The sequence below is a fragment of the Brevundimonas kwangchunensis genome (assembly GCF_039523815.1).
GTDB lineage: Bacteria > Pseudomonadota > Alphaproteobacteria > Caulobacterales > Caulobacteraceae > Brevundimonas > Brevundimonas kwangchunensis.
Map to the genome: position 1 here is coordinate 192716 of NZ_BAAAGA010000002.1, position 20227 is coordinate 212942.

Below are 20227 nucleotides of genomic sequence, written 5' to 3' on the forward strand. Positions count from 1 at the left end.
GTCTAGGACGCCGGCCCCCGGTCACTCGCCAGGCGAAGCGATTACATCGCGGCTTTCAGGCGCTCGGCTTCGCGCAGATGGGCCTCGATCTTCGGGACCACCGAGCGAGCATGCGCCGACAGCGGCGAGTCCTGATCGGCGAAGCCGCGGTGCAACGTCAGCGCCTCGTTGTGGGCAGCGATCTGCTGGTCCAGCCAAGCCATGTCGAAATTCGCGGGCGCCGCCGAGCTCAAATTGTCGATCAGGCCCTGACGGCGTTGATCCAGCGCGGTCGGGACAGTGGCGTCCGGCGCGGCCTGGGGCAGCATGGCCTTGAAGGCATTCGAAGCCGCCGTGTGATCGGTCTTGATCATGGTCGCCAGCGCCTTGACGTCAGCGTTCTGAGAGCGCTGCAGGGCGATGTCCGATGCCCGGATTTCGTACATGTCGCCCATGGCGGCGGCAGGCACATAGCCGGCGACGGTGTTGGCGCCGACCGTTGCAGCCGAGACCTGACCGACCGGGGCCGAGATCGCATCCTGCGCCTTGTCGACCGGTTCGGGGCTGCTTTCCTGGCTACAGGCAGCGAGCAGGGCGGCGCAGGCTACGCCTGCGAGAAGTGGTTTCAGCATCGGGGGAATCCTCCTTGGAGACCACCTGAACCGATGCGCGCGGCGCAGGTTCCTGCGACGTCCGTTTCTGTCCGGAAGGCGACACGGCGACTGGCGTGGTGGCGCAGTCGTCGCCATCGTCGTCGGTTTCGGCTATGGAGCGCGCCTTCGAACTCGCGCCCGCAAGGATCTGATGCGCCAACCGCTCGACCGCAGGCTGTCCGTCGCCCCGATGATGGACTGGACCGACCGGCACTGCCGGGCGTTCCACCGCGCCCTGTCGGCGCGGGCGCTGCTCTATACCGAGATGGTCACGGCGCCCGCCGTTCTGCACGGCGACCACGAGCGCCTGCTGGGCTTCGACGCGGTCGAGCACCCGGTCGCCCTGCAGCTGGGCGGCTCAGATCCGACGCAGCTGGCCGAGGCCGCCAGGGTCGGCGAGCGCTTCGGCTATGACGAGATCAATCTGAACGTCGGCTGCCCGTCCGACCGGGTCCAGTCCGGCAAGTTCGGCGCCTGCCTGATGCGCGAGCCCGAGCTGGTCGCCGACTGCATGGCAGCGATCAAGGACGCGGTCGCCGTTCCGGCCACCGTCAAATGCCGCATCGGCGTGGACGATCAGGACCCCGAGGTCTCCCTGTTCGCCACGGCCGACGCCTGCGCCGCCGTCGGTATCGACACGTTCATCGTCCACGCGCGGAAGGCCTGGCTGAAGGGCCTGTCGCCGAAGGAGAACCGCGACGTGCCGCCCCTGGACTACGGTCTGGTGCGCCGGCTGAAGCGCGAGCGTCCGCATCTGTCCATCACCATCAACGGCGGCATCGGCTCGCTGGACGAGGCCGAAGCCCATCTGGATGCCGCCGACGATGTCCAGCTGGACGGCGTCATGCTGGGCCGCGCCGCCTATCACGAGCCGGGCCTGCTGGGTCAGGCGGATCGCCGCCTGTTCGGCGCCACGACGCCGGACGTCGACGCCTATGAGGCCATTGAGCGCTACAAGCCCTACCTCGCCGCCCGTCTGGCCGAGGGCGTCCATCTGCCGGCCATGACGCGCCATATGCTGGGGCTCATGCACGGTCGTCCGGGCGCCCGCGCCTTCCGCCGCATCCTGACGGTCGAAGCCATCCGTCCCGGCGCGGGGCTGGAGGTCGTGGACCGCGCCGTCGACGCCGTGCGCGAGGCCGAGGCGCGCCGCGAGGCGGCCTGAGTCTTCAGCGCCACACTGTCCACAAGCTGTGGCGTAACGACGGTTTGTTCCGGAACGTCGGCGTCGCACCCGCATTGGCTTTGCAGGAGAGCAAGCCATGCCCAAGCGACCGCCTGCGAAACCTGATCTGCGCCTCGTCCACGCCGAGGCCGAAGTCTACGACCTGATGCGTCAGCCGGAGACCACGGCCGACCGGGTCAGAAGGCTCCAGCTCGAGGCCCGCGCCCTCGCCGTCGAACAGGTCGAGGTGCTGGAAAAGGCGCTGCTCGAAGCTGCCGCCCTCGCGAAGGAGATCGCAGACGGCGGTGACGCCTATCCGGTCGGCGCCCGCGAGATCGCCAGCCGCCTCGTCACCGACCTGCCGTCAAAGGCCGAGACGCTGAAAGCCATCGTCGGCCGCGCCTTCTAGGCCGGTCTGGGTTCGTTCCGGTCCCGGATCCGGCGCGCCAGCCGGAACACCACGATCGCCAGCACGATCAGCACGACCGGAACGATGACCGGCGCAAGGAAAGCGACGATCACCGTCAGGAACGCGAGCACGTCCTCGATAAAGGACACGACCGGATTGCCCAGCCCGCCGGTGGCCGCCGTCGAGGTCACCCTCGCCCCGGTCTGCGCCGCATTGAACGCCAGTGCGGCCGGCGCGCCGACGATCAGGCCGGCGATCGCCGCCGCCGTCGGATCGACGGCCCAGAACACGCTGCCTGCCGCTACTGCCCCGGCCAGAGGCCGCACGACATAGCCAATGGCGTTCAGGAAGTGATCGACCGCCGGGATCTTGTCCCCCGCGAACTCGGCCGTCGCCGCCGTCCCGAGCGCAGCGATCGCCGGCCACGACACGATCCACTCCATCTGATCGATCAGGCGCACGCCGAACAGTTCGAACTTCGCCGCCAGCGCCAGCATCAGCAGCGGCAGGAAGGTTCGCAGCCCCGTCGCCGACGCCAGCCCCAGCCCGAGCAGCGCGGGCAACACCCACACCTGCAACGGCCCCAGCGCCGTGCCGACGGCATCCATGTCGAGTTCGGGCATGAGGCCTCCTGCGTCCCGGTTGCGCATCACAACGTTCGGGAACGTCCCGACGCTCCCACAGCTTGTTCGCAGGACACAAGCCCGAGGAACCCGCAATGACCGACCGTTTCGAATCCGCCGCCGATCGCATCGCCGATCAGGAGCGCAAGATCCAGGCCGAGATCGACGCGAAGGATGTTGGCTCGGGCGACGACAATGACGGCGGGGCTGTTCAGGCCGGCGCTCGAAAGTACCCCGAGCCGCCCTTCCCCAAACAGCACCAGACCAAGCCTGGCGATGAGGCCCGGCTCGATCCCGCGCCCATGTACGACGCCCCGTTCTGGAAGGGCTCCGGCAAGCTGGACGGCATGGCGGCGATCGTCACCGGCGGCGATAGCGGCATCGGCCGTGCGGTCGCCGTCCTGTTCGCCCGCGAGGGCTGTGACGTCGCCATCTGCCATCTCGATGAAGAGGAGGACGCCGCCGACACGAAGGCTGCCGTCGAGGCGGAAGGCCGCAAGGCCATTGTCCTGAAGGGTGACGTCTCCGACCCCGCGTTCTCCGAGGCGGCGGTGAAAGCCACGCTGGACGCCTTCGGTCGTCTCGACGTCGTCGTCCCCAACGCCGCCTTCCAGGAGCATGTCGAGGCGCTCGAGGACCTGACCTTCGAGCATTTCGACCGGACGCTGAAGACCAACCTCTACGGCTACTTCAACCTTGTGAAGGCGGCCGTTCCGCATCTGAAGGCGGGCGGCTCGATCGTGATGACCGGCTCGGTCACCGGCATCATGGGCAATCAGGATCTGCTGGACTATTCGATGACAAAGGGCGGCATTCATGCCTTCGCGCGTTCGCTGGGCACCCATCTGGCCCCGCGCGGCATTCGGGTGAACGTCGTCGCGCCCGGCCCGGTCTGGACACCGCTGAACCCGGCCGACAAGGACGCCGAGGCGACTTCGAAATTCGGCTCTCAGACGGTGATGAAACGCCCCGCGCAACCCGAGGAGATCGCGCCTGCGTTCGTCTTCCTCGCCTCGCCCCAGTGCTCCAGCTACATCACCGGCGAGGTGTTGCCGATCATCGGCGGCTACGGCGGTGGGTGAGCTCAGGCCACCACGTCGTCGTACTCCGGGTGCCGCTTCAACCACGCGACCGCATAGCTGCATCGCGGAGCCAACTTCAGCTTCTCCACTCGCGCATGATCCGCCAGCGCCTGCATGAACTTGCCGGCAGCGCCGCTGCCTCGCAGCGCCGGGTCGGCCTCGACGTGCAGGATCACTCGCGTGTCGCCCTGAACGGCATAGTCGGCGAAGACGGCCCGGACCTGGCCTTCCGGATCGACGAAGCCCTGCTCGAATCGTTGCTCGGCGCGAACGTCACGGAGATCGGTCATCGGCGGGCTTCCTTGCACTGGCGGACTGACTGATCCGCCAACACGAAGAGCGCCCGCCCGTTCCATGCGGAAGAAGGATTGCCTGGGGACTGTGTTCGACAGGCCAGATCCGCGCTCAGGGCGCGCGGTCGCCCAGCAGGTTCAGGATGCCGAAGATGCTCTTCACCGTGAACCAGACGCTGATCAGGAACCACAGGATGCCGAACACGATCAGGAAGGGGATGCCGATCAGGACCATCGAGGCGATGATGCTGACCACGATCGCGATCCAGCAGGCGATGGTCCACCAGAACACCGACCAGAACAGCCGGATCTGCGCGTCCATATGCTCGCGGGCGAGGCCGGTGGCCGTTCCACGCGCGGCATAGGCCACGACCAGCCCGACCAGAACCAGGATGTTCGCGCTAGGGATCGACAGGATGTAGAGCGCCCAGACGGCCAAGGCCGCGACCTTACCCTCGGGTTCGCCGCCGCTCCGATAGTCGGCGCGATCACGCTGTTCGGGGGGCACGTAGGACATGCGGGCTCTCCTCTAGATCCACCAGCTTCGGGGATCGGAAATGGCTTTGCCGGACTTCAGGTTCCAGACACCGGACGCCCCGCGGATCACGGTCCATAGCGCCAGCAGGAAAAGCACCGGCACGCCCAGCGCGAACGGCGCGGCCAGCAGGATCACCCCGGCGACGGCGGCGACGGCCGCGGCCCACAGGGTCCGTTGCTGATAGACGAAGTGCGAGCGTGACGGCGGCAAATCCGGGCCTTCTCGCCCGGTCACCGCCAGCAGGCCGACGACGGCCGAGACGCCCAGCGTCGGCACGGCGAACAGGATCAGGGCGTAGACGGCGTACAGGCCCATGCTGCCCGGAGCTTCCGGCACCAGCGGGCGGCGGCGGGATTTCGATGCGAACTCCGGCGAGGCCTCGAAGATCGACTGCGCCTGAGCCGGACGGGGGGCAGGCGCCGGAGCGATCACCGGTGCGGGCTCGGGTTCCGGCTCCGGGCGGACCTCGGCGCGTGGCGTGAACAGGTCGGGTTCCGGCTCCGGGGGCGGAGCGCGCTCGGGCTCCGCCGCCGCGACGGCGGGCTCCGGTTCGGCGACAGGCTCGGGGGCTGGTTCGACCTCCCGGGCACGACCATGCAACGACGCGGCGCTCGAGAAGCCGATCAGGTCGTCGTGGTCGTCCGGATGGTCTGCCGGAGCTTTGGGATCGCCGGGTTCGGCCATCGGAGGTCCTTCAATTCCTTAAGCCAAGGTATGACGGCCCCGCTCGCGAGGCGCAACCGGCCATCGGCTCTTCTAGCGCGCCAGAACCAGCTCGCAGCCCGGCACGGCCTCGCCACCGAGCGCGCCCGGCTTCTCGATCCGAACCGTGCAGCGGCGGACCCGCAGGTCTTCCAGCATGGCCAGACCCAGCTTCTCGGCGAAGGTCTCGACCAGGCCGATGTGCCCGGCTGCGACGATCGCGCGCGCCGCATTGGCGACGGTCTCGTAGTTGATGGTGTCGGCCAGATGCTCGATCGGCGCCGGGGTCAGTTCCAGAGTCACATCGATGATCAGGCGCTGCAGCCGACCGTGCTCGTGGTCGTACACGCCGATGCCGGCGGCGACCTCCAGACCGCTCACGAAGACGGTCATCGCCTCGCGGACCGGCGCGCCGCTCGCGGGGAAGGGCAGGGGGGACGGTGCGGCCACGCGGCTACTCCAGAATGTCCGGGGTCTTCCAGGCGAGATGCTGGCCCCCGTCGACGGCGATCATCTGACCGGTGACCAGATCCGAGTCCACCAGCCAACGCACGGCGGCGGCGACGGCGTCCGGACTGCCGGGTTTTTCGAGAAGGGTCCCGGCGGCCTCGGCGGCGAAATCCTCGGCCGTCTGGTGGATCGACGGCAGGGTCGGACCCGGCCCGACACCATTGACACGTATGCGCGGCGCCAGCGCCTGCGCCATCGTCCGCGTCGCCCACCACAGGCCGTTGCGCGACAGGGCGTAGGAGAAGAAGCGCGGATCCGGCTTCAGTACGCGCTGGTCCAGCAGGTTGACCACGCAGCCACCTTTGTCCGCCTGCGCCGCGAAGGCCTCGATCAGGACGATCGGCGCCCGCAGATTGGTTTCGATGTGCGCGTCCCAGCTGTCGCGAGCCAGCCCGCCGACGCGGTCGTCCTCGAACATGGAAGCATTGTTGACCAGCGCGGTCAGCGGCCCGAGGGCCTCGACGGCGGCGGGGACGATTCCCCGGACCTCGCCCTCGTTCGACAGGTCGCCGGCGACCGTCGCCGCCCGGCGGCCGATCGCGCGCACCTCGTCGGCCACGGCCTCTGCCGCGCCCTTTGATCCGCGATAGTGAATCACGATGTCGAAGCCGGCGCGCGCCAACTCCAGACAGATCGCCCGTCCGATCCGCTTGCCGCCGCCGGTGACCAGCGCGGCGCCGCGATCGGCAGGGGGCTTAGTCAACCCGGCCGAACTCGATGAAGTTGATCGCGGCGAGAACGGCGACGAAGCCGAGGATGATGTAGAGGGCCAGCATGGAAAGCTCCTGTCTTGCCGCCCGCAATAGAGCGCCGCCTGAAAATCTTCAAGCCGAGCCCGCTATTCAAGACGCCAAAGGCGGCTATCGTCAGCGCATGAACCCGATGCTGCTCTCCATGATCGCTGTCGTCATCGCCGGCGGCGCCACCGCCCTTCAGGCGCCGACCAACGCCAAGATGATGACGGCCGTCGGCTCGCCGGTGAACGCCGCCTTCGTCTCCTTTGCCGTCGGCACGGCGGCGCTGGGTATCCTGGCGATGATTCTGCAGGCGAAGCCGGACATGGTCGCGGCCCGCAACCTGCCTTGGTACGCCTGGATCGGCGGACTTTACGGCGCGGTCTTCGTGGTGGCGGCGGCGTGGGGCGTGCCGCGTCTGGGCGTCGCCCTGACCATCACCCTCATGGTCGCCGGACAGCTCCTGATCGGCATCATCCTTGACCATTTCGGCGCCTTCGGTTCGCCCCAGAGCCCGATCAGCCTCGGCCGCCTCGCCGGCGTCGCCCTGGTGATCGGGGGCGTGCTGATGGTTCGGCGCTTCTAGGCGTCTGCTGACGCTTCGCGACAGCGCCCGGACGCCTATATTGCCGCCGATGACCGAGGAGACGCCTGCCCCCGATTCGGCGCTGAAGGCCGCGGACCTGATCCGCGACGAGGCCCGGCGTGCGCCCGACAAGCCGGGCGTCTATCGCATGTACGGCGAGGACGGCGCCTGCCTCTATGTCGGCAAGGCGCGGTCCATCAAGAAGCGCATCCTCCAGTACGCCCAAGGCCGCTTCCACACCCAGCGCATCGGCATGATGGTGTCGCTGACCCGCTCGATGGAGCTGGTGGTCACGGCCTCGGAAACCGAGGCCCTGCTGCTGGAATCCAACTTCATCAAGAAGCTGAAGCCCCGCTTCAACGTCGTGCTGCGCGACGACAAGAGCTTCGCCGAACTGATGATCCGCCGCGACCACCGCGCGCCTCAGGTCCGCAAGCATCGCGGGGCGCACACCATCAAGGGCGACTATTTTGGCCCCTTCGCCTCGACCTGGGCGGTGAACCGGACCCTGACCACCCTGCAGAAGGCCTTCCTGCTGAGATCGTGTTCGGACAGCGTCTACGAGACCCGCACCCGGCCCTGCATGCTGCATCAGATCAAGCGCTGCTCGGCGCCGTGCACCGGCCTGATCAGCCTTGAGGATTACGGCGAGCTGGTCAGCGAGGCCGAGCAGTTTCTGCGTGGCAAGTCGCGGGCGGTGATCGGCCGTCTGTCGACGGAGATGCAGGCCGCCTCCGACGACATGGACTTCGAACAGGCCGCCCGCGTCCGCGACCGAATCCGCGCCCTCTCGGCTATCTCGATGGAGAACTCGGTCAGCGCCGAGGGCGTGGCCGAGGCCGACGTCTTCGCCCTCCATTCCGATGGCGGCCAAGCCTGCGTGCAGGTCTTCTTCTATCGCGGCGGCCAGAACTGGGGCGGCCGCGCCTACTTCCCCCGCGTCGACAAGTCCGACACTGACCCGGAAATCCTCGCCGCCTTCCTCGGCCAGTTCTACGAGGACAAGCCGGTGCCGCGGCAGATCCTGTCCAACGTCGTCCCGCACGAGAAGGAGCTGCTGGAAGAGGCCTTCTCCATGAAGGCCAGGCTCGACGACGGCCGCCGGGTGGTCTCGATCGATAAGCCCGTGCGCGGAGACCGCAAGGCCCTGATCGACCACGCCCTGACCAACGCCCGCGAGGCTCTGGGCCGCAAGATGGCCGAGAGCTCAGCCCAGTCGAAGATCCTCGACGAGGTTTGCGAGGCCTTCGGGCTGGAGAGCGTGCCGGAGCGGATCGAGGTCTACGACAACGCCCACATCCAGGGGACCAACGCCGTCGGCGGCATGATCGTCGCCGGCCCCGAGGGCTTCCGGAAGAACCAGTACCGCAAGTTCAACATCCGCGGCGACGAGCTCACCCCCGGCGACGACTACGGCATGATGCGCGAGGTCATGCGCCGTCGCTTCAGCCGCCTCGTGAAGGACGAGGACGAGGGCGAGGAGGTCGAACGTCCAGACCTGCTGCTGATCGACGGCGGCGCCGGCCAACTGGCCGAGGTGCAGGCGGTGCTGGCCGATCTGGGGCTGGACGACATCCTCGCCGTCGGCGTGGCCAAGGGGCCGGATCGCGACGCGGGCAAGGAGCATTTCTTCGTGCCCGGCAAGCCGCCCTTCATGCTGCCGCTGAAGTCGCCGGCCCTCTACTACATCCAGCGTTTGCGCGACGAGGCGCATCGCTTCGCCAATGGCGCGCACGCCAAGCGTCGCTCGATGGACATCCGCAAAAATCCGCTGGACGAGATCGAGGGCGTCGGACCGGGCCGCAAGAAGGCCCTGCTGCACGCCTTCGGCTCCGCCAAGGGCGTCGGCCGCGCCTCGGTCGTCGATCTGGTGAAGGTCGACGGCGTCAGCCAGGCGCTGGCCGAACGTATCCACGCCTTCTTCCGCAAGCCGTGATCTGCGCCTAGAACGGCCCCCATGACCGATCAGATCGCCGCCGGCTATCGCCGTTTCCGTGAAGAGCGCTGGCCCGAGGCCCGGGCCGAGTACGAGGCGCTGGCCAAGGGCCAGAAGCCGCACACATTGATCGTGGCTTGCTCCGACAGCCGCGCCGATCCGGCCCTGATCTTCGACGCCGCGCCGGGCGAGCTGTTCGTCGTGCGCAACGTCGCCAACCTCGTTCCGCCCTACCAGCCCGACGGCCATCTGCACGGCGTCTCGGCGGCGCTGGAGTTCGGGGTCAAGGTGCTGAAGGTCTCGCGCATCGTCGTCATGGGCCACGCGGCCTGCGGCGGGGTGAACGCCATGATCAACGGCACGCCCGAAAGCGTTCAGGATTTCGTCGGTCCGTGGGTCGAACAGGGCCGCCCGACCGTGCGCCGCGTCTGCGAGGAGGTCGCGCTCGAGCAACAGGGACAGGCCGCCGAGGAGGCCGTGGTGCGGCTGTCGCTGGACAATCTGCGCACCTTCCCTTGGATCGCCGAGCGAGAAGATGCGGGCGAGCTGAAGCTGATCGGCCTGCATTTCGGCATCGCCGACGGCATCCTTCGGGCGCTCAAGGGGCCGGGGCCTTTCGTCCCGTTGGACTGATCTCGCTCGCCTGATGCAGCGAAGCGTGGCAGACGGACGTTCAAGGACCGGAGCCCGATCATGACCCCCAATCCTCACGCCAACCCGATTCCCAACATCCTGACCGGCCTGCGCCTGTTCGCGGGCGTGGTGATGTTCCTGATCCTGGCCGGCGCTGCGCCGCAGGGCATTCCGGTGCTGTCGGAATATCTGTCGCCGGACGACCAGTTCCGCTTCGGCCGGACCGCCTTCATCATCTTCGTGATCGCCGCCTCGACCGACTGGATCGACGGCTTCCTCGCCCGCCGCTGGCACTCGACGACCCGATGGGGCGCCATCCTCGACCCGATCGCGGACAAGGTTCTGATCACCGGCGCCATCCTGGGCGTGCTGGCCTGGGGCGCCCTGCCTCAGATCGCCATCCCCTGCGGCCTGATCCTGTTCCGCGAGTTCGCCGTCTCGGCCCTGCGCGAGACCGTGGCCGGCAAGGTCAAGCTGCCGGTCACCCTGCTGGCCAAGTGGAAGACGGTCCTGCAGATGGTCGCGCTCGGCGCCCTGCAGATCGCCCTGCTGTGGGACGGCTTCGGCCTGCCGCTGGAATTCCAGCCCCACTTCCAGGTCTTCGCCTACGTCCTGATCTGGCTGGCCGCCATCGTCACCCTCTGGACCGGCTGGCAGTATTTCTCGAAGGCCCAGCAGAAGATGAGCCAGCTGTAGGGCTCACGGTTACGAACAACAAAAAAGGGCGGCCCGTCGGGCCGCCCTTTCTCGTTTCAGTCGATAACCGCGTCTCAGCGAACCCCCAGCTCGTCCACCAGCCGCTGCATGCCATACACATCGCGCAGCGCCGTCGTCACCGCGCCGGTGGTCACGATCACCGAGCGGTTGACGTTGACGTCGTAGCCGTAGGCGTTGCGCTGGGTCAGGACGGTCGAGTCGAAGTTCGCTCCGACGATCTCGCCCGCGGCGGTCACGACCGGCGAGCCCGACGAGCCGCCGATGGTGTCCGACGACACCGCCATGTTCAGCACCGTGTCGCCGTCGATCCGCTCGCGCGCGGCCAGCAGCTTCGGCGCGACGTCGAACGGCGCGGCGCCGGTCGCGCGATCCCACAGGCCGTCGAAGGTGGTGAAGGCGCCGAAGCGCTGACCCGGAACGTCCGTGCCCTCGATCCGGCCGTAGGTCAGGCGCAGGGTGCCGGTGGCGTCCGGATAGACGCTGTCGCCATAGGTCTGGAAGCGCAGGGCGGCCAGACGCTCCGAGGCCCGGTCGGTCGGCGCCTGCACGCGGGCCTCCCAGTCCGAGCGCACGGCGCGGGTCTCGTCCTGGATCGACAGCAGATACTGGATCAGGGGATCGTTCGACGCCTCGATGGCGGCCAGGCCGCCTTCCCACAGCGCGCGGCGCACGGCCGGATCGCCCAGGGTCGTGCCCTCGATCAGGCGGGCCGAAAGCTGTTCCGGCGATTCATTGCCCAGCAGGGCGCGGACGTTCGGATTGTCGACCGTCAGCCACTCGCGGGTCTTGGACAGCCACCACTCCATCCGGACCTGATCCAGCGCCTTGTAGACCGGGCGCTCGGCGAAAAGGCCGGACTGGACGCCGGCCAGGCGGCTGTCGGCGAACTCGGGCAGACGTTCGGCCGAGGGTTTGGCCCGCTCCTGCGCGCCGCGCACCAGCGTGCGGGCCCAGAGGAACAGCTGCGAGCCGCCGGCGACCGGCGTTGTGCCGATGCCCGTACCGCCTTCCAGCAAGGCGTAGGCGGCATAGCTCTCGCGCAGGATCGGCTGAACCGAGGTCAGGGTCGTCCACGGATTGTTGTCGCCCGCGCCGGCCTCGGCGCGCTGGCGGAAGTCGGCTTCCTGTTCGGCCTTCATGGTCATGAACTGGGCGTCCGTCAGCGCCCGCATCCGGCCCAGACCGCGCTTGTAGGTGTTCTCGATGCTGACGATAGGGTCCATGGCGATGAAGGCGTTCTCTTCGCTCTCCTCGCTGAACCGGATCAGGCGGCCGCGCAGTTCCGAGGCGATCAGCTGGTCCATCGGCAGGACCACGTCTCGCACGCTGAACAGTTGGTCCTGCGTCAGCAGGCGCTGGGTCGCGCCGGGGCTGCCCGAGACGAACACCGGCGTGCCCTCGACGGGCTGGCCGGCGTTCCATGTGAAGTGGGTCGGCGTCTGCGCCGGCGCGCCGTTCTCGTACAGGCGGATGAAGGCCGCATCGATGGCGAAGCGGGGGAAGCTGAAGTTGTCCAGATCGCCGCCGAAGGTCGCCGCACGATCCTCCGGGGCCCAAGCCAGACGCACGTCCGAGAACTTCTTGTAGGTGTATAGCTTGAACTGGCCGCCGCGGTACAGGCTGACAACCTGACAGCGCTTGTCGGCTGCGCCGCCGCAGGCTTCCTGCTCGATCCGGCTGGCCTCGGCGTCACGGGAGCGGGTGAAGGCCTGGCCCTCCAGACCGGCGCCGGCGGCGTGCATCCGCTCGGTCACGTCGGCGATGTCCGTCAGGATTTCGGCCGAGCCGCCGGGGCATTTCAGCTCTTCCTCGCGGGTGCGCGGACTGAAGCCGGTCTCGGCGTAGTTGATCGCCTGCGTCGACAGGTTGGCCACGCAGGTGGCGACGCAGTGGTTGTTGGTCATCACCAGCCCCTCGGCCGAGACCAGACCGGCCGAGCATCCGCCGAACTTCACCGACGACAGGCGCACCCGATCCAGCCATGCCTGATCGATGCTGGTGCCCAGCGTCTGGTTCGCCCGCGCGATGGGGAAGTTGTCGAAGGTCCACATGCCTTCCTCGGCCTTGGCGGCCGAACCGGCGGCGAGGGTCAGCAGGGCGGCGGCGAGGGCGGGGGCGTAGCGCATATTCAACTCCTTCCCTTCTCCCCTTGCGGGAGAAGGTGGCCCGCGCAGCGGGTCGGATGAGGGGTTCTGTCGGCGATTGCCGAAGGAGGCGGCGACCATGCAGACGAAGGGGCCGCCCGGCAAGACCGGAGCGACCCCTCATCCGTCAGGCTTCGCCTGACACCTTCTCCCGCAAGGCGACAAGGCTATCCGTCAGAGCATTTACCGCCGACGGCGCTGCGGACGATCCACACCCAGTTCCTGCAGCAGGCGCGGGCTGGGGTAGATGTTGCGCAGGGCTTCGGTGACGGCGGCGGTCGAGACCGACACCGTCCGGTTCAGCTCGCCGTCGTAGCCGAACGAGCCGCCCAGCGAGTGGATGTTGCCATCGAAGGCCGTGCCGATGACTTCGCCGGCGGCGTTGATCACGGGCGAGCCCGAGTTGCCGCCGATGATGTCATTGGTCGAGACGAAGTCGAAGACCGTCTCCTTGTTCACGCGGCTTTCGTTGTCGATGAAGGCCTGCGCGAGGTTGAACGGCTCCGAGCCGGTTGCACGCTCATAGGCGCCGCCCATGTTGGTGAAGGCCGGCACGGTTACGCCGCGGTAGGTCCAGCCCTGCACCTGGCCGTACGACAGGCGCAGGCTGAAGGTGGCGTCCGGATACTGGTTGGTGCCGTAGACCGCGAAGCGGGCCTGGGCGACCTTTTCGGCGGCGCGCGAGGTCGGGGCGTTGACTTCGGCGGCCCAGCGGGCGCCGATCGCCTGGGCGTCGGCGTCGTTGGCGGCCACGAAGGCGAACAGCGGATCGGCGGCGATCAGCTCTTCCGTGGTCATCGACAGCGCCTGGGTCCGGAAGGCCGGATCGGCCAGCTTCGTCCCGGCGATCAGGCGTTCGGCGAGGGCCTCGGGGCTCTCGCGACCCAGCAGGGTCTTCACCGACGGATGGTCGACCGTCAGATACTCGCGCGTCTTCGACAGCCAGTAGCGCAGACGGATCTCTTCCATGTCCGTGTAGATCGGCGTCTCGGCGCCGATCGCGGTGGCCATCTGGGCGCGCTGGGCGTCCGTCCGGTTCGGGTTCTTCGAGGCGCGGACGATGGCGCGGGCATAGGCGTACAGTTGCGAGCCGCCGCCGGCCGACTGCTCCAGCTGGCGGAATGGCAGGTACAGGTCGCGGGCCACGGTCTGGACGCGCTCCAGATCACCCCATGGATCGCCGATCTGCTGGACCAGAGCCGGGTCGGCCGCGACGCGGGCGCGCAGCTCGTTCTCTGCCTCGCGCTTGGTCGCCATGAAGGCCGGATCGGTCAGGGCGCCCTGCTGGCCGTAGAAGACCTTGAAGCTGTTCTCGAGGCCGAAGATCGGGTCGAACGAGACGCGCTTGGCCTCGTCGCCGGTCAGCGAATATTCGAGCAGGCGGCCGCGCAGTTCCGACGCCTGGATCAGGGTGATCGGCAGCTGCTGATCACGCAGGCGCTCCAGCTGGCTCATGGTCAGCAGGCGCGAGGTCGAGCCGGGGTTGCCCGAGACGAAGGTCACGTCGCCCTCGGCCGGAGCGTTCGGGTTCCAGCGCAGGAAGTTCGTGCCGACGTTCACCGGCTGGCCGTTCTCGTAGGCGCGCAGGAAGGCGGCATCGAGGGCGTAGCGCGGGAAGTTGAAGTTGTCGGGGTCCCCACCGAAGAAGGCGGCCTGGTTTTCCGGCGCGAAGACGATGCGGACGTCGTCATACTTGCGGAACTTGTACAGGGCGTATTTGCCGCCGCGGTAGAAGCTGATGACCTGGCAGTTGAACTTTTCGTCGCCGGCGCAGGCTTCGGTCTGGATGCGGTTGATCTCGGCCGAGCGGGCGGCGTTGAAGGCGGCGCCTTCAAGCCCCTGACCGGCGCCCAGCACGCGGTCGGTGACGTCGACGATCTCGGTCAGGACCTCGGCGGTCTGACCGGGGCAGCGACGCTCTTCCTCGCGGGTCGCGGCCATGAAGCCGTTCTTCACGAAGTCCTGTTCCGGCGTCGACAGCTCCTGCGAGCAGCCGACCACGCAGTGCCAGTTCGTCAGGATCAGGCCCTGTTCAGACACGAACGACGCCGAGCAGCCCTGAATCCGGACCGAGGCGTTGCGGACCCGGTCCAGCCAAGCCTGGTCGATGCGGGTGCCGTAACGCTGGTTGACCGTCTGGATCGGGAAATTGTCGTAGGTCCACATGCCTTCATCGGCCTTCGCCGGCGACGCGGCGCCCATGATGGCCATGACGCCGCCTACGGCGACGATGGAAGCGGTCGCCGTGACGGCGGCCCGCAGCGAACGGAACAGCATTGTGGACTTCTCCCGACAGGTCGGCTGACGTCGCCTGACCTTTGCGGAGCGATACCTAGACCCGTTACGGCGTATCAGTCCACAGGCTCAGCAGGCTGGTGCTCGGTGATCGTTGATCGCCTTACCCCGATTTAACTTGGCCCCAACCAAACCGGTCGTCAGATAGCGGTCCATGTCGGGGGACACGTCCAGTTAATGTCGCTTGCGCTTTCCACCCTGTTGTTCGAGTGGCGTCGCTATATGGCCGCCGTGATGGCGCTCGCGCTGTCGGGCTTGCTGGTGCTCGCCATGACCGGCGTCTTCATCGGCATCGGCAAGGGCTTCACCGCCACGATCGAGCGGTCGGGCGCCGACATCATCATCATGCAGCCGGGCGCCAAGAGCCTGATTGGCGGCCCGTCCGGTGTGCCGCGTCGGTTCATTCCGCAGGCCTACCGCAATCCCTCGGTGGTCGAGGTCCAGCCGCTGGACGGAGCCGGCGGCTCGTTCCAGTCGGTCAAGAATTTCGACCCGACCATGTCGCAGGCCGAACGGGCTCGGCAGGGCGCGCCGCGCATGAATTATGTGCAGAGCAGCATCATCGACACCACGCCGGGGTCGGTGACCATCCCGACCGACTATTCGCCCGAGCTGGTGAATGCCCTGCGCCAGCCCTACACCGTCGCCATCGACGAAACCGCGCTGGCCAAGCTGGGCGTGAAGCTGGGCGACAAGGCCCTGTACAACGGCCAGACCGTCACGGTCGTTGGCGTGACCCGCGGCTATCCGAACATGATGCAGTCCACCGTGATCATGTCGCGCGACACCCTGCGCATGCTGGGTCAGGCCGACACCGGACCTCGCGTCGGTCCCCTGATGGTCAAGCTGGACGATCCGACCCAGGCGGTGCGTGTCGCTGCCGAACTGAACGAACAGGGCGCAGGCCAGTGGAAGGCCTGGACGCGCCAGCAACTGGCCGACGCCAACGCCGGCGCCATGTTCGAGGAAGGCATCCTCGTCATCATCATCGGCGGCTGCGTGGTGCTGGGCACCATCATTGGCGTGGCCATCACCTGGCAGACCCTGCGCGGCGCCATCATGGCCAACATCAAGGAGTTCGCCTCGCTGCGCGCCCTTGGCGTCGGCATGGGCAGCCTGCGCCGCATCGTCATGGAGCTCAGCTTCTGGGTCGGCTGCGTCGGCGTGCTCGCAGCCATTGGCCTGACCCTGTTGATCAAGGCCCTAGCCGCCATGAACGCCGTAATTATCGCCCTGCCGCCGATCCTGCTCATCGTCGTGGGCGGCGGGTTGATCCTGATCGCCATGCTGTCCGGACTTCTGTCGCTCGGCATCCTCAAGAACAGCCAACCGGCGGACCTGCTGCGATGAGCACGAAGACGAAGGTTCACGGAAAACACGGCGACTTCGCTATCGAGGCCAAGGGCCTCGTGAAGCGGTTCAAGTCCGGCAAGTCGTTCGTCGAGGTGTTGAAAGGCGTCGATTTCGATGCGCGCCACGGCGACCTGACCATGGTCATGGGCCCGTCCGGTTCGGGCAAGTCGACGCTGATCGCCGCCCTGTCCGGCCTGCTGCGTCCCGAAAAAGGGCGGGTGGATGCGCTCGACGTCGATGACCTGTGGGGCTTCTCCACCGGCCGGATCGACAAATTCCGCCTCGACCACTGCGGCTTCATCTTCCAGGGGTTCAACCTGTTCCCCGCCCTGACGGCGTTGCAGCAGGTCGAGACCGTCCTGAAGTTCCAGGGCCTGTCCAAGGCCGATGCGAAGAAGCGCGCCACGACCGCCCTCGAGGAGGTCGGTCTCGGCCATCGCCTGCACCAGCGCCCGGCGGCACTGTCCGGCGGCGAGAAGCAGCGCGTCGCCATCGCCCGCGCCCTCGCCAAGGATCCGCACATCCTGTTCGCCGATGAGCCGACCTCCGCCCTCGACGGCGAGAACGGTCAGGTCGTCATCCGTCTGCTGCGCCGCGCCGCGACCGAGCATGGCGCCGCCGTCATCTGCGTGACCCACGACCCGCGCCTCGAGGCCTGGGCCGACCGGGTCATCCACATCGAAGACGGCGTCATCATCGACGACCAGCGCCGCACGCCCAATCCCGACGCCGCCCTGGCGTCCCATTGACCGCACTCCGAGAACCGGGAACCACCATGCCTGCCTTCCTCAAAAACAAGTGGCTCTGGATCGGCGTCGCCCTGATCGTCGTCCTCGCTGTCGGCTTCTTCATGGTGCAGGGCAACGCCGCGAAGAAGAAGGCCGCCGACGAGAAGGCTGCGGCCGAGCGCGTCGAGAGCCCCTATGCGGCCATCGCCAACGGCAAGGTCGATATCGAGGGCGGCATCATCCAGATCGCGGCCCGTCGCGGCGGCGTCGTCCGTGAGGTGTTGGTGCAGGAAGGCGACCGCGTCGTCGCCGGCCAGATCCTTGCCCGTCAGGAAGACGACGAGCCGCGCCTGTCGCTGCAGACGGCCAATGCCGACCTCGCCGCCGCCGAGAGCCAGCTGCGTCTGATCCAGGTCGACATCCGCACGGCCCAGCGCGAGGCCGAGCGTCTGGAGCGTCTGGTCGCCACCAACTTCGTCGCCGCCCAGCGTATGGATCAGGCTCGCGACGCCATCGCCACCGCCCAGGCCCGTCTGGCCTCGCAGCAGGCCGCCGTCCAGACCGCCCGCGCCCGTCGCGATCAGGCGGCCTACAACGTCGAACTGACCGTGATCCGATCACCGGCCGACGGCCGCATCGTCCGCCGCTACGCCAACCCCGGCGCTGGGGCCTCGACCCTGAACGTGTCGAACATGTTCGATCTGGAGCCCGACGCCCCGCGCATCGCCCGCGCCGAGATCGTCGAGTCGGACATCCCGAACATCACCGCCGGCCAGGCCGTCGAGATCACGCCGGAAGGCGATCCGTCCAAGGTCTATATCGGCTCGGTCCTGCGTCGCGCCGCCGTCTTCGGCGCCCGCAAACTGGCCTCCGACGACCCCTCGCAGCGTTCGGACGAGCGCGTCGTGGAGGTCGTCGTCAGCGCCGGCGACGCCCCGCTGCTGATCGGCCAGCGCGTGCTGGTCAAGTTCATGAAGCCCGGCGAAACCGCCGGCGCCGCCCGCGCCACGTCGACCGGCGTCCCGGCGAACCGCGCGATGCAGCAACCGGCCCAGCGTCAGGGCTGACGTCCCGGCCTACCGGGTTTCGACCGCCAGCTCCCGCAGCCAGCGCAACACCCTGCGTTCGCTGCGGGTCGGGTCTCCGGCCAGTCGGATAGCCACAAGCGCGCCCTTGTCCTCGACGAAGCCGTGAGGGGGGATCAGCTGCCCGGCGGCGAGCGCGTCATGCGCGATGCAATGCGGCAGGACCGCCGCGCCGAGTCCGGCCGTCGCGGCGTCGAGGGTCATGTGAAGATGCGCCAGCGCCCGCTCCGGGCCTGAGGGTGCGGCGCGCCCCGCCAACGTGGTCCACTCTCCCCAGGCGCTCTCGCGTGTCCGCGTGGTCAGCCGGGACGCCGTCTCCAGTTGCTCCGCCACGCGCGGCGTGCAGACCAGACCGATGCGGTTGCGCGCCAGCACCTCGACGCCCGGCCGATCCAGATCATCGGCGTCCACGAAGCGGATGGCGATGTCGGCGCCGCGTTGCCGCATCGCCCGGGGCTCCAGTTCGCTCAGATGCAGATGGATGTCGGGATGCGCCGCCTCGAAGGTGGGCAACCGCGGCACCAGCCATTTCACCGCCAGACTCGGATGAACCGCCAGATGCACCTCGTCCGCGGTCCGGACACTGCGCACGGCGTCGGCGACCGCATCGAAACCCGCCGTCAGTCCGACAAGCAGGGTGCGTCCCCGCGTCGTCAGCTTCAGCTGGTTTCGCGGCCCTTCGAACAGGCGCAGGCCGAGCGCGGCCTCCAGCGCCTTCACCTGCCGGCTCACTGCGCTGTGGGTGACGTTCAATTCCGCCGCGGCCAGTGTCGCCGACCCTGTTCGCCCCATGGCTTCGAACGCCCTCAGGGCGTTCAGCGAGGGCAGCGCCTTTCCTGATGTGAGTTTATCGAACATCAGGCGACCGATAAGTCGCTTTCCGCGCCGCCGCAACGTCGCGATGCAGCGGCATGGATATCCGCTCCCGCCTCGTCGCCCCCGTGCTCGGCCTCGGTCAGATCGTCGCCTTCGCCTCCAGCTACTACCTGCTCGGCGTGCTGGCCGATCCGATCGCCGCCGAGCTCGATATCCCTTCCGGCTGGTTGTTCCTCGCCCTGTCCGCCGCCTTCCTCGTGTCCGCCATCCTGACGCCGGCCGCGGGCAGATGGCTGGAACGACATGGAGGCCGTCGCATGCAGGGCTGGGCGCACGTGGTGTTCGCGGCGGCGCTGCTCCTGCTGGCTGCCGCGCCATCTCCCGCCGTCGCAGTCATCGCCATCGTCGGTCTGGGCGTCGGCATGGCCATCGGCCTCTACAGTTCGGCCTTCGCCATTCTGGTGGAGATCCACGGTCAGGGAGCGCGGCCCTACATCACCCAGGTCGCCATGTTGGGCGCGCTGGGCGGCGCGCTTGGCTGGCCGACCAGCCGGATGCTGCTGCAGGCCTTCGACTGGCGGCTCGCCTGCGTGGTCTGGGCGTCGGCGCATCTTCTCGTCTGCCTGCCGCTTACCGTCTTCCTCCTGCCGAAGCGATCGCCCCGACCCGCCGAACCCGAAGGCGCGCGTGGCCGACTGCGCTGGGATCGCCGCATGATCCAGATCGCCGCGTTGTTCGCCGGCGGATGGGTGGTCGCCACAGCCATGGGCGCCCATCTGCCGCGGCTGCTGGAAGGGCTCGGCATGACGCCGGCTCGCGCGGCCTGGGCCGCCGGACTGATGGGAGCCAGCGCTCTGGCGGCGCGCCTGTTCGATCTGCTGGTCCTGCACCGGTCGCATCCGGTTCTGACCGTCCGCCTCGCCAGTCTGTTTCATCCGCTCGGGGCGGCCGTGGCGGTCTTCGGTGGTGCGAAGCTGGCGCCATTGCTGGCGGTCGGGCAGGGGGCGGGTAACGGCCTGTTGTCCACGGCCTCGGGCGTTCTTCCGCTGCATGTCTTCGGCCCGGAGCGTTACGCCGTGCGGCAGGCGATGATCCTGACGCCCGCGCGCTATTTTCAGGCCGTGGCGCCCGCGGCCTGGGCGCTCACCATAGACGCGTCGCCCCTGTTGGCGCTGGCGCTATCGAGTCTGATCTGCCTCGGCGTGTGCGCCCTGACGTTCGGATTGGCCCCGGCCGGCGAGTGAGG

Annotated in this window: 21 protein-coding genes and 1 pseudogene; 11 read left to right on the forward strand and 11 right to left on the reverse strand. The window is 68.2% G+C overall.

Features of this window, described 5'->3' with window-relative positions; translation table 11 throughout:
* Positions 1-41: 41 nt before the first annotated feature.
* Positions 42-611 carry a DUF4142 domain-containing protein gene (locus tag ABDZ95_RS05840; protein WP_343791638.1) on the reverse strand — a complete coding sequence of 190 codons (570 nt, stop codon included), beginning with the start codon at positions 609-611 and terminating at the stop codon, positions 42-44.
* Positions 612-783: 172 nt separating this feature from the next.
* Here ABDZ95_RS05840 and dusA point away from each other — a divergent pair, with 172 nt between their 5' ends.
* Together dusA and ABDZ95_RS05850 are read left to right on the forward strand one after the other, a co-directional pair.
* On the forward strand, positions 784-1797 hold the full coding sequence (gene dusA, locus ABDZ95_RS05845; RefSeq protein ID WP_343791640.1) for a tRNA dihydrouridine(20/20a) synthase DusA: 1014 nt from the start codon (positions 784-786) through the stop codon (positions 1795-1797).
* Positions 1798-1894: 97 nt separating this feature from the next.
* Positions 1895-2206, forward strand: coding sequence for a hypothetical protein (locus ABDZ95_RS05850; protein WP_343791642.1), 312 nt, complete (start codon positions 1895-1897; stop codon positions 2204-2206).
* Here the strand turns inward: ABDZ95_RS05850 and ABDZ95_RS05855 are convergent.
* On the reverse strand, positions 2203-2829 hold the full coding sequence (locus ABDZ95_RS05855) for a DUF4126 domain-containing protein (RefSeq protein WP_343791644.1): 627 nt from the start codon (positions 2827-2829) through the stop codon (positions 2203-2205). The genes ABDZ95_RS05850 and ABDZ95_RS05855 overlap by 4 nt on opposite strands.
* 95 nt (positions 2830-2924) lie before the next feature.
* Between ABDZ95_RS05855 and ABDZ95_RS05860 the strand changes: the two genes are divergently transcribed.
* A complete protein-coding gene (locus ABDZ95_RS05860) occupies positions 2925-3911 on the forward strand; it encodes an SDR family oxidoreductase (protein WP_343791646.1) in 987 nt (328 codons plus the stop codon).
* A 2-nt stretch (positions 3912-3913) separates the two neighbouring features.
* On the opposite strand, the gene ABDZ95_RS05865 is transcribed toward ABDZ95_RS05860, so the two are convergent.
* The 5 genes from ABDZ95_RS05865 to ABDZ95_RS05885 form a co-directional block, all read right to left on the reverse strand.
* Complete coding sequence (locus ABDZ95_RS05865; RefSeq protein WP_343791648.1) at positions 3914-4201, reverse strand: GNAT family N-acetyltransferase; 288 nt, start codon at positions 4199-4201, stop codon at positions 3914-3916.
* 115 nt (positions 4202-4316) lie between these two features.
* Complete coding sequence (locus ABDZ95_RS05870; RefSeq protein ID WP_343791650.1) at positions 4317-4721, reverse strand: hypothetical protein; 405 nt, start codon at positions 4719-4721, stop codon at positions 4317-4319.
* Positions 4722-4733: 12 nt separating this feature from the next.
* A complete protein-coding gene (locus ABDZ95_RS05875) occupies positions 4734-5426 on the reverse strand; it encodes a hypothetical protein (protein ID WP_343791652.1) in 693 nt (230 codons plus the stop codon).
* Positions 5427-5498: 72 nt separating this feature from the next.
* A complete protein-coding gene (gene folB, locus ABDZ95_RS05880; RefSeq protein ID WP_343791654.1) occupies positions 5499-5894 on the reverse strand; it encodes a dihydroneopterin aldolase in 396 nt (131 codons plus the stop codon).
* Positions 5895-5898: 4 nt separating this feature from the next.
* The gene (locus ABDZ95_RS05885; RefSeq protein WP_343791656.1) at positions 5899-6657 is read right to left on the reverse strand and encodes an SDR family oxidoreductase; all 759 of its coding nucleotides are present in this window, start codon (positions 6655-6657) and stop codon (positions 5899-5901) included.
* A gap of 191 nt (positions 6658-6848) precedes the next feature.
* On the opposite strand from ABDZ95_RS05885, the gene ABDZ95_RS05890 reads away from it, so the two are divergent.
* Genes ABDZ95_RS05890 through pgsA form a run of 4 tightly spaced genes read left to right on the forward strand, consistent with a single transcriptional unit; the run spans position 6849 to position 10539 of the window.
* Entirely contained in the window at positions 6849-7274 is a 426-nt protein-coding gene (locus ABDZ95_RS05890; protein WP_343791658.1) for a DMT family transporter, read from the forward strand.
* A 49-nt stretch (positions 7275-7323) separates the two neighbouring features.
* Complete coding sequence (gene uvrC, locus ABDZ95_RS05895) at positions 7324-9210, forward strand: excinuclease ABC subunit UvrC (protein WP_343792281.1); 1887 nt, start codon at positions 7324-7326, stop codon at positions 9208-9210.
* A gap of 21 nt (positions 9211-9231) precedes the next feature.
* Positions 9232-9843, forward strand: a complete 612-nt coding sequence (locus ABDZ95_RS05900; protein WP_343791660.1) for a carbonic anhydrase — start codon at positions 9232-9234, stop codon at positions 9841-9843.
* 60 nt (positions 9844-9903) lie between these two features.
* Complete coding sequence (gene pgsA / locus ABDZ95_RS05905) at positions 9904-10539, forward strand: CDP-diacylglycerol--glycerol-3-phosphate 3-phosphatidyltransferase (RefSeq protein ID WP_343791662.1); 636 nt, start codon at positions 9904-9906, stop codon at positions 10537-10539.
* A gap of 74 nt (positions 10540-10613) precedes the next feature.
* Here pgsA and ABDZ95_RS05910 read toward each other — a convergent pair whose 3' ends face one another.
* From ABDZ95_RS05910 to ABDZ95_RS05920, 3 genes and pseudogenes are all read right to left on the reverse strand, one after another.
* Positions 10614-12686, reverse strand: a complete 2073-nt coding sequence (locus tag ABDZ95_RS05910) for a S46 family peptidase (RefSeq protein WP_343791664.1) — start codon at positions 12684-12686, stop codon at positions 10614-10616.
* Between the two features lie 12 nt (positions 12687-12698).
* A pseudogene (locus tag ABDZ95_RS05915) lies at positions 12699-12882 on the reverse strand (hypothetical protein); the annotation flags it as partial.
* A 5-nt stretch (positions 12883-12887) separates the two neighbouring features.
* Complete coding sequence (locus tag ABDZ95_RS05920) at positions 12888-14981, reverse strand: S46 family peptidase (protein ID WP_343791666.1); 2094 nt, start codon at positions 14979-14981, stop codon at positions 12888-12890.
* A 195-nt stretch (positions 14982-15176) separates the two neighbouring features.
* Here ABDZ95_RS05920 and ABDZ95_RS05925 point away from each other — a divergent pair, with 195 nt between their 5' ends.
* Genes ABDZ95_RS05925 through ABDZ95_RS05935 form a run of 3 tightly spaced genes read left to right on the forward strand, consistent with a single transcriptional unit; the run spans position 15177 to position 18147 of the window.
* On the forward strand, positions 15177-16349 hold the full coding sequence (locus ABDZ95_RS05925) for an ABC transporter permease (protein ID WP_343791669.1): 1173 nt from the start codon (positions 15177-15179) through the stop codon (positions 16347-16349).
* Positions 16346-17101: an ABC transporter ATP-binding protein gene (locus tag ABDZ95_RS05930; protein ID WP_343791671.1), complete on the forward strand. Its 756-nt coding sequence runs from the start codon at positions 16346-16348 to the stop codon at positions 17099-17101. The genes ABDZ95_RS05925 and ABDZ95_RS05930 overlap by 4 nt, the downstream gene beginning before the upstream one ends.
* Before the next feature lie 26 nt (positions 17102-17127).
* The gene (locus tag ABDZ95_RS05935; RefSeq protein ID WP_343791673.1) at positions 17128-18147 is read left to right on the forward strand and encodes an HlyD family secretion protein; all 1020 of its coding nucleotides are present in this window, start codon (positions 17128-17130) and stop codon (positions 18145-18147) included.
* Between the two features lie 9 nt (positions 18148-18156).
* On the opposite strand, the gene ABDZ95_RS05940 is transcribed toward ABDZ95_RS05935, so the two are convergent.
* Entirely contained in the window at positions 18157-19023 is an 867-nt protein-coding gene (locus ABDZ95_RS05940) for a LysR family transcriptional regulator (RefSeq protein ID WP_343791675.1), read from the reverse strand.
* Positions 19024-19076: 53 nt separating this feature from the next.
* Between ABDZ95_RS05940 and ABDZ95_RS05945 the strand changes: the two genes are divergently transcribed.
* Positions 19077-20225, forward strand: coding sequence for an MFS transporter (locus ABDZ95_RS05945; protein WP_343791677.1), 1149 nt, complete (start codon positions 19077-19079; stop codon positions 20223-20225).
* Positions 20226-20227 lie beyond the last annotated feature (2 nt).

What these genes read in the sequence shown, in the direction of transcription:
- ABDZ95_RS05855 (WP_343791644.1), bottom strand. Translation starts at nt 2,829, where the DNA reads ATGCCCGAACTCGACATGGATGCCGTCGGCACGGCGCTGGGGCCGTTG.
- ABDZ95_RS05935 (WP_343791673.1), top strand. Translation starts at nt 17,128, where the DNA reads ATGCCTGCCTTCCTCAAAAACAAGTGGCTCTGGATCGGCGTCGCCCTG.
- ABDZ95_RS05945 (WP_343791677.1), top strand. Translation starts at nt 19,077, where the DNA reads ATGGATATCCGCTCCCGCCTCGTCGCCCCCGTGCTCGGCCTCGGTCAG.
- ABDZ95_RS05900 (WP_343791660.1), top strand. Translation starts at nt 9,232, where the DNA reads ATGACCGATCAGATCGCCGCCGGCTATCGCCGTTTCCGTGAAGAGCGC.
- ABDZ95_RS05930 (WP_343791671.1), top strand. Translation starts at nt 16,346, where the DNA reads ATGAGCACGAAGACGAAGGTTCACGGAAAACACGGCGACTTCGCTATC.
- pgsA (WP_343791662.1), top strand. Translation starts at nt 9,904, where the DNA reads ATGACCCCCAATCCTCACGCCAACCCGATTCCCAACATCCTGACCGGC.
- ABDZ95_RS05870 (WP_343791650.1), bottom strand. Translation starts at nt 4,721, where the DNA reads ATGTCCTACGTGCCCCCCGAACAGCGTGATCGCGCCGACTATCGGAGC.
- ABDZ95_RS05865 (WP_343791648.1), bottom strand. Translation starts at nt 4,201, where the DNA reads ATGACCGATCTCCGTGACGTTCGCGCCGAGCAACGATTCGAGCAGGGC.
- ABDZ95_RS05925 (WP_343791669.1), top strand. Translation starts at nt 15,177, where the DNA reads ATGTCGCTTGCGCTTTCCACCCTGTTGTTCGAGTGGCGTCGCTATATG.
- ABDZ95_RS05910 (WP_343791664.1), bottom strand. Translation starts at nt 12,686, where the DNA reads ATGCGCTACGCCCCCGCCCTCGCCGCCGCCCTGCTGACCCTCGCCGCC.
- ABDZ95_RS05860 (WP_343791646.1), top strand. Translation starts at nt 2,925, where the DNA reads ATGACCGACCGTTTCGAATCCGCCGCCGATCGCATCGCCGATCAGGAG.
- ABDZ95_RS05840 (WP_343791638.1), bottom strand. Translation starts at nt 611, where the DNA reads ATGCTGAAACCACTTCTCGCAGGCGTAGCCTGCGCCGCCCTGCTCGCT.
- ABDZ95_RS05850 (WP_343791642.1), top strand. Translation starts at nt 1,895, where the DNA reads ATGCCCAAGCGACCGCCTGCGAAACCTGATCTGCGCCTCGTCCACGCC.
- ABDZ95_RS05940 (WP_343791675.1), bottom strand. Translation starts at nt 19,023, where the DNA reads ATGTTCGATAAACTCACATCAGGAAAGGCGCTGCCCTCGCTGAACGCC.
- dusA (WP_343791640.1), top strand. Translation starts at nt 784, where the DNA reads ATGCGCCAACCGCTCGACCGCAGGCTGTCCGTCGCCCCGATGATGGAC.
- ABDZ95_RS05875 (WP_343791652.1), bottom strand. Translation starts at nt 5,426, where the DNA reads ATGGCCGAACCCGGCGATCCCAAAGCTCCGGCAGACCATCCGGACGAC.
- ABDZ95_RS05890 (WP_343791658.1), top strand. Translation starts at nt 6,849, where the DNA reads ATGATCGCTGTCGTCATCGCCGGCGGCGCCACCGCCCTTCAGGCGCCG.
- ABDZ95_RS05920 (WP_343791666.1), bottom strand. Translation starts at nt 14,981, where the DNA reads ATGCTGTTCCGTTCGCTGCGGGCCGCCGTCACGGCGACCGCTTCCATC.
- uvrC (WP_343792281.1), top strand. Translation starts at nt 7,324, where the DNA reads ATGACCGAGGAGACGCCTGCCCCCGATTCGGCGCTGAAGGCCGCGGAC.